Genomic DNA, 6,040 nt, shown 5'->3' on the forward strand with positions numbered 1-6,040 from the left:
CCAACCGGGGCTGCACGTCCAACCGGGACCGCACACCCAGCCGGGGCCACAGACCCAACCGGGGCCGCAGACCCAACCGGGACCGCACGCCCACCCCGGGCCGCAGGCCCCGCCAGGGCCGCACCCCCCGCCGGGGCCGCACGCCCAGCCGGGGCCCCGCGGAGCCCTGAGGGCTCCAGCAGGGCCCCGCGGGCCTGGGAAGCCCCAGGTGCCCCGTCCCCCACCCGCAGGCCGGGACCGGGCCGCTGAGGCCGCCGCCGTGGTGCGGTCCGGGGTCCAGGCCGCTCAGGCCGCCGCCGTGGTGCGGTCCGGGGTCCAGGCCGCTCAGGCCGCCGCCGTGGTGCGGTCCCGCGCCGGTTTGTCCGGCAGGGACAGCAGGCGGCGGGTTCTGCGCAGGACGCGGCGCAGGGGCGTGTCGCCGGTGTCCTCGCGGTAGCCCGGCACGGCACGTGCCTCCCGGGGGCCGGCGAGGTACACGGCGTCGGGGACCCCCGTCGCGCGGTCGCGGAAGTGCGGGTACGCAAGGTAGGCGCGGCGGCCCCGCCGCTCCAGCACGGCCGGTGCCTGCCGCTTGGCCCGCACGAACTCCACGACGTCCAGCAGCGGTTCGAGCCGCTGCGCGGCGACCAGGTGCAGGCGCAGCCGCTCCTCGACCTTCATCCGCCGGGCGACGCCCTCGTTCCAGTGGACGTCCATCAGCGGCTCGGCGAGCTGGAGTTTGTGCCGGCGCACCTCGTCGGTGTCCTTGAGGAACCGGGGCCCGAACTGCGGCAGCAGCGTGATGGTGAAGGGCCGCAGCATCAGCTCGTCGCGCCGGGGCCCCTCCGGGACGAGGTCGGCTATCAGGTTCATCAGCATGTGCGCGGAGTCGAAGCGCAGCGTGTAACTGCCGCTCTTCGTCACGTGCTTGCCGTCCTCGCGGCCCACCAGGTAGTAGCAGGTGTAGTCGGCGAGCACGGAGACCCCGTCGGCCCGCAGGTACGCCTCCATGGTGAACAGCGCGTCCTCGCCGGTGAACAGCGACTCGTCGAACCGCATGCCGTGCCGGTCGAGCAGGGCGCGGCGGAACAACTTCTGGGCGCTGAGCGTGTACTTGATGCGCGAGGAGTGCACGTCGGTGCGCTCCAGGGTCTTGCGCCACATGGACTTCGGCGCGTTGCGGTTGACGCCCTCCACCCTGCCCAGGACGACGTCGGTACCGGCCCGGTCGGCCAGGGCGACCATCCGTTCCAGGGCCTCGGGGCCGAGCCGGTCGTCGGCGTCCAGGAAGAAGACGTAGCGGCCGGCCGCCCTGGCCAGGCCGACGTTGCGCGGGCCGCTGGGCCCGCCCGAGTTCTCCTGCCGGACGACGGTCACCGGCATGGGCGCGCGGCCCGCGAACTCCTCCAGGTACTCCCCCGTGCCGTCCGTCGAACCGTCGTCGACGGCGATGACCTCGATGCGCCCCGGGTCGATGGTCTGTGCCTCCACGGAGGCGAGGCACTCGACCAGGTACGGCATCGCTTCGTACGCCCCGATGACCACGGTGACATCAGGCTGCGCCACGGTCACGATTCCCCCTCATCACTTCCCCCTCAACGATGGAACATTTCCCCCGTATCGCCTCATTCACTATTGGGTAGATGGCAATTCGCGAGGACCGGTTGCCTCACACCCCTGTTTCCGTGCTTCACGTCACAGGGACCCGTTCCGCTCAACGGGCACGGCAAAGGGCTCGGCCCCCGAGGATCAACTCCTCGGGGGCCGAGCCCTGTTGAGCGTGCGGGGGGTCAGCCCGCGGCGATGCCGTCCGCGTCGCCGTTCGCGGTCGCCCGCTGGACCGGGACCGCGTCCACCATCTCGACGTCGGGGCCCCCGGCCGTGATCCGGGACTCCTGGCCGAGGTTGCGCGTCTCGGCCTTCAGCGCGAGCTGCGCCACCGCGGTGTTGAACTGGGTGATGGACGGCGGCTCGTCCGGGCCCAGCAGGTAGCGCTTGAGCTCCCGCCGGTCCTCGGCCAGCGGGTCGGCGGACGGGTCGCGGACGGCGTCGAGGAGCCCGTCGAGGCCGGCCGCGTCGTTGGTGAGGATCACCGCGGCCCGCACCGCGGTGTTCTGCCGCTTGAACTCCTCCGCGCCCAGCTCCGCGGAGTCCGTGACCGCGTACGGCTTGCCGCTGGCGATGAAGTCGGACACCACGCTGGAGATGTCGGAGACCATCGCCTCACAGACGTTGAAGCAGTCGTACAGGCGCGGTTCGGCACCGGAGATGACGCGGTGCTCCCAGTCGGGGAAGGACCGCCAGTAGGCGTCGTTCCACTCGGCGCGCAGCCGTGCGGTCTCCTCGTGCCGGGCCATGTCGACCAGGCCGTCGCGGGTCGCCTCGGCCTCGTCGCCCCGGTCGCCGCCGGTGGCCAGCTCGGCCAGCCGGGCCTCGATCCGTGCCAGTTCCGCCCTGGCCCCGGCCTGGGCGGAGGCGTCGGCGATGAAGCGCGGGTCGGCGGCCCGCTCGGCGGCGGCCTTCTCCACGAGCGCGGTGATCCGCTGGTGGGCGGCCTTCGCCCGCGCGCTGCGGGTGCCGGTGAAGGGGTGCGGCTTGTACAGGACCCGGACCGCGGGCTCGGCCTGCACCAGCGTGCGCACGATGTTCTCGCCCGCCAGCAGGATCGAGGTGTTGCCCGGGTTGTCGTCCCAGCCCTCCCAGGTGGGTGCGTACAGGACCGTGGGCATGCGGTCGGCGGGCGGGCCCTGCCAGGTCGCGATCGGGGCCAGCTGCGGACGGCCGACCTCGACGATGTCGTCGTCACGGACGCCGACGTCGGCGATGGCGTAGCGGTCGCGGCCGGCCCGGCCGGCCGTCCACACCTCGTCGTAGACCTTGCTGAACGGGTTGACGCTGGCGATCTTGTCGCTGTCGCCGTGGCCGATGAAGACGTGCTTCATGGTGGGCACCCGCAGCAGGTGGATGTTCTTGCCGACGTTGGCGGCGTAGAGCGCCACCCGCACCGTGGACAGGTCCATGTTCATCAGGTGCACCCCTCCGGGCACGCAGACGACCGGGACCGTGGTGGGGGCCAGCTTCTCCAGTATCACCCGCTCGCGCAGGATGATCAGCGGACGCGTGTCCAGCTGCTCCATGGTCTCCAGCCACATGTTGACCTGGTAGGCGGAGTCCTTGGAACCGGAGAAGTAGAGCACCGTCTCGGGCCGGTACTCGCCCAGCCAGCCGTCGAGGGCCTTGAGCACCCGGTCGGCGGGCGGCGGGATCCGGCCGCCCCGGAGGTACGGCACCAGGACCAGCACGTAGAGGGTGCTGAGAACCACCGTTATGGCGATGCCCACGAAGCCGACGAGGGACGAGTCGAGGGAGGCGGCCACCAGTATGCCCACGACCGCAGCGAGGTCGAGGTGCAGCATCTTCTCGCCGGAGTGGTTCAGCAGCAGCGCCGGCGGCGCGTCCGGGATGCGGATGCGGGCGGCCAGGTCGACGTTGCGGGTGGCGACGGGCATGCGGCGCCGGTTGCGGATCAGCGTGGTCAGCGCGCCCTGCGCGGCCTGAAGTCCGTAGAAGGCGATGAAGCAGGCGATCGCCCCGTAGTAGATCAGGTTGTCCGCGAGGTCGAGACGGGCCAGCAGCAGAATCAGCAGCAGCTGCCTGATCAGGAAGCGGATCGGCAGGCCGGCGCGCACCTTGCCGAGGCGGTTGATCAGGTAGCTGCCCTTGCGGTGCAGATAGTGGTCCGCCAGGTACGTCACGGCGGCCGCGACCGCGAAGGCGGGCACGCTCGGGACCAGTGCCGCCACCATGAGGCCGGGATAGCCCAGCATCATGACGACCGCGGCGGCCAGTTCTGCCGCGCTGCCCACCCGGGCGACGCGAATAGCAGTGGTTATCACGGAGAAACCTGCTCTTGGAGGGGGAGTGCCGGTTTTGTGCCTGTAACTATTTCGTGAGGGACGGATTCAGGCCCCCGCGAAGCCCCGTTCAACGTTAACGGGAGACCGCAGGGGCCTGAATTACCGGAGTCCAATTGCGAGCAATTATTACACGCCGTCCTGACGGTCCAGCACCGAGGCCAGAGCCTGTTCGAAGCCGGAGGCCCGCGCGGCTCCCGCCGTCGGGTCCTGCTGGCGTACGTCGATGACATGCCCGGTGAGCTCGGAGAGCAGCACGTCGAGCGAGGTGCGCGCCACCGCCTCGGACGACAGCAGACTGCCCGCGGGCTCCTGGCCGAACGCCTTGGTGCGCATCGGCGTGGCGGTGCGCTCCGGGTTGACGCAGTTGACGCGGACACCCTCGCCGGCCCACTCGTCGGACAGGGCCTGGGTGAGGTTCACCATGGCGGCCTTGGTCGAGGAGTAGAGGCTGTACTCGGCACGGCCCCGGGTGTAGCTGCTGGAGGTGTACAGCAGCAGCTGCCCCTTGCTCTCGGCCAGGTACTTGTACGCGGACCGGGCGATCTGCACCGGGGCCAGGTAGTTGACCTTCAGCGCCTCCTCGATGGTGGCGTTGTCGGTCTCGGCCAGCTTGCCGATGCGCAGCACGCCCGCCGTGTTGACGACGAAGTCGATGCGCCCGGTCTCGGCGTACGCCTTGGACAGCGCGTCGTCGACCTCCTCCGGGTTCTCGACGTGGGTGCCGGTGGTGGAGCGGCCCAGCGCGTACACGGTGGCACCGTAACCCTCGGCCATCCGCGCGATGTCCTGGCCGATGCCGTAGGAACCGCCGAAGACGACGAGGGTCTTGCCGGTGAGCAGCCTGCGGTAGGTCTCCTCGCCGTTCTGCTCGGGCGTGGCGGTGGACGCCAGCTGGAACAGCTTGTCGGCGATGAAGACGTCGACGGGCTGGGTGACCTTCATGTTGTACTCGTCGCCCGCGACGACGTGGATCGGCACGTCGGGCAGGTACTTGAGCACGACCGAGCAGTCGTCCGTGGCCTGGAAGTTGGGGTCGTCGGAGGCGACCTCGTAGGCGCGGCGGATGGTCGACAGCTTGAAGGCCTGCGGGGTCTGGCCGCGGCGCAGCCGGGAGCGGTCCGGGATCTCGGTGATGAACTCGCCGTCCTCGCCGTGCGTGCGCGTGACGATGATGGTGTCCGCGGACGGGATCGCCACGTCGACGGCCTGGTAGCGCTCCAGCGCGGCCACGCAGTCGTCGATGACGCGCTGCGACAGCAGGGGGCGCACGGCGTCGTGGAAGAGGACGTTGAGGTCCTCGCCCTCGGCCAGCCCCTCGCCGAGCGCGGCGATGGCGCGTTCGGTCGTCTCGTTCCGCGTCGAGCCGCCCTCGATGACCTTGGTGACCTTCGTGAACCCGGCCTTGGCGACGATCCGCTCGACGTCGGGCACGTAGCCCGGCGCCATCAGCACGATGATCTCGTCGATCGAGTCGGCCTTCTCGAAGGTGGTCAGGGTGTGCTCGATGACTGCCTTGCCGGCGATCTTCAGCAGCTGCTTGGGGATCGACAGACCCACCCGCTGACCGGTACCGCCGGCCAGGATGACTGCGGTGGTACGGGGCTTGGCTATGTGCTGGGACACAGGTGACCTACCTTGGGGCGACAGGGAACTTCGAAATGGTCCCACTTGGGGTAACCGCAGTGCAAGGCGAGCGTCCTCCGCCGCAAATCCGCGCGCAACCTGTCATTCACTCAAGACCCCTGGCCGTGGGTGACGGTTCCCGGAGCCCTGTGTGAATTGCTGTGAGTAAGTACACAGAAGTCAATCGATTGGCGCGTGTGACGCCCGTTCGGGCACCGCGGTCGGTGCGCCCGTACGGCCGCCGAACAGGAAAGACGGTAGCCGCACGGTGACGGGCGGTGGGCGCGGGGGTGCGGGATCTTCACGTCCCGCGAAGGACGGGTGCACCAGTTCTTCATACACCCTGGTGGCGCGCCGATCCGCACGGGGTGGAATGCGACTCGCGGCATGCCCCTTTTGCCGCGGAATTCATTTAATGGCATCCGGCAGCTTTTCTGCCCCGGGCGCCCGCGTGTGCGCGGGCGGCCCCGCACGCGCGGGAGCCCGGGACCGCTGCGGGCGGTCCCGGGCTCCTCGGGCGG

3 protein-coding genes are annotated in these 6,040 nt (G+C 70.3%); all 3 read right to left on the minus strand.

Translation table 11 applies throughout. The features are described from left to right. Nucleotides 1-324: 324 nt before the first annotated feature. Nucleotides 325-1,551: a glycosyltransferase family 2 protein gene (locus tag G3I53_RS27230; RefSeq protein ID WP_164438875.1), complete on the minus strand. Its 1,227-nt coding sequence runs from the start codon at nt 1,549-1,551 to the stop codon at nt 325-327. Nucleotides 1,552-1,769: 218 nt separating this feature from the next. Then, nucleotides 1,770-3,875, minus strand: a complete 2,106-nt coding sequence (locus tag G3I53_RS27235; protein ID WP_343240698.1) for a hypothetical protein — start codon at nt 3,873-3,875, stop codon at nt 1,770-1,772. 147 nt (nt 3,876-4,022) lie between these two features. Continuing rightward, nucleotides 4,023-5,519, minus strand: a complete 1,497-nt coding sequence (locus G3I53_RS27240) for a bifunctional cytidylyltransferase/SDR family oxidoreductase (protein WP_164337949.1) — start codon at nt 5,517-5,519, stop codon at nt 4,023-4,025. Nucleotides 5,520-6,040: the final 521 nt, after the last annotated feature.

Source organism: Streptomyces sp. SID14436, from assembly GCF_010548465.1.
Taxonomy (GTDB): domain Bacteria; phylum Actinomycetota; class Actinomycetes; order Streptomycetales; family Streptomycetaceae; genus Streptomyces.